This is a genomic window from Rhizobium sp. PEPV16 (assembly GCF_008919455.1).
Lineage (GTDB): Bacteria > Pseudomonadota > Alphaproteobacteria > Rhizobiales > Rhizobiaceae > Rhizobium > Rhizobium leguminosarum_Q.
Genome location: NZ_VSZV01000048.1, coordinates 1 through 1,619 on the forward strand (window position 1 = coordinate 1; position 1,619 = coordinate 1,619).

The following is a 1,619-nucleotide window of genomic DNA, read 5'->3' on the forward strand; positions in this document are numbered from 1 at the left end:
ACGGACGGGACCTCGCCGCGCCGAAGACCTACGACGAGCTGAAGCAGATCGCCGAGTTCTTCCAGAAACGCGAGATTGATGGCAAGACCGTCTATGGCGCCTCGATCTATACCGAGCGCGGCTCCGAAGGCATCACCATGGGCGTGACCAACGTGCTCTACGACTGGGGATTCCAGTACGAGAACCCGAAGAAGCCCTATGACATGGAAGGCTTCGTCAACTCGGCCGATGCGGTCAAGGGCCTCGAATTCTACAAATCCCTCTATGATTGCTGCACCCCGCCCGGCAGCTCCAACGTCTACATGGTCGAATCCGCCGACGCCTTCAAATCCGGCCAGGTCGCCATGCAGATGAACTTCGCCTTCACCTGGCCCGGCCTCTACAAGGACGAGAAGGTCGGCGGCGAGAGGATCGGCTTCTTCCCCAATCCGGCTGAAAAGGCCCATTTCGCCCAACTCGGCGGCCAGGGCATCTCGGTCGTCTCCTATTCCGACAAGCGCGACGCCGCCCTGCAATACATCAAGTGGTTCGCACAGCCCGATGTGCAGGCCAAGTGGTGGGAACTCGGCGGTTTTTCCTGCCTGAATTCCGTCGTCAACGCGCCAAGCTTTGCCAAGAGCCAGCCCTATGCCCAGGCCTTCCTGGACTCGATGGCGATCGTCAAGGACTTCTGGGCCGAGCCGAGCTACGCCTCGCTGCTGCAGGCCATGCAGAAGCGCGTCCACAACTACGTGGTCGCCGGCAATGGCACCGCCAAGGAAGCGCTCGACGGGTTGGTAAAAGACTGGGGTGACGTCTTCAAGGACGATGGAAAGATCTAATGTCCGGCCAGACCCAGTGCGAAGGCAGACACGTGGCACTCTGACACGCGCCATCCTTCTCTGGATGGCGGCCCGGATCGGCAGACGAGCCGGGCCGCCAGATCCCCATATCCCAAAAGACCGGGTGAAAACTTGACTATGTCTCATTCTTCCATCGTCGAGAAGGCCGCCGACGCGACTGCAAGGGCAACGCCGGTCTCGGTCGCCCGGCGCGTCCGCGGCCTCTCCGACAGGGCGATCGCCTGGCTGTTCATTGCACCTGCCATCACTCTGTTGTTAGCGATCAACATCTTCCCGCTGCTTTGGGCGGTCTATCTCTCCTTTACCAATTACCGCGCCAACCGGCCGAATGCGCCGGTCCTGGGTGTCGGCTTCGGAAATTACCAGCGCGTCCTCAACGATCCCGATATCTGGCAGGCGATGCAGACCACCGCGCATTTCGTTTTCTGGACGATCGTGCTGCAGACAGTGATCGGCTTTACGCTTGCCTATCTGATCGACCGCAAGTTTCGCGGCCATGCCTTCTGGACGACGATCATCCTCATCCCGATGATGCTGTCGCCGGCCGTCGTCGGCAATTTCTGGCGCTTTCTCTACGAGCCGCAGATCGGCCTCTTCGCCTATGCCGTGTCGCTGGTCACAGGCATTCCGACATCGGATATCCAGATGCTCGGCAACGTGACACTGGCGCCCTGGGCGATCATCATCGTCGATACCTGGATGTGGACGCCCTATGTGATGCTGATCTGCCTGGCCGGCCTGCGCTCGATCCCCGACTATATCTATGAGGCGGCCGAG

General features: G+C 60.4%; 2 protein-coding genes. Both read left to right on the forward strand.

Annotation, left to right across the window (positions count from 1 at the left end):
• A partial coding sequence (locus FY112_RS00370; RefSeq protein WP_151517353.1) for an ABC transporter substrate-binding protein occupies positions 1-821 on the forward strand: 821 nt, incomplete at its 5' end.
• A 132-nt stretch (positions 822-953) separates the two neighbouring features.
• Positions 954-1,619: sugar ABC transporter permease (locus tag FY112_RS00375; RefSeq protein WP_151517354.1), on the forward strand; the 666-nt coding region annotated here is incomplete at its 3' end.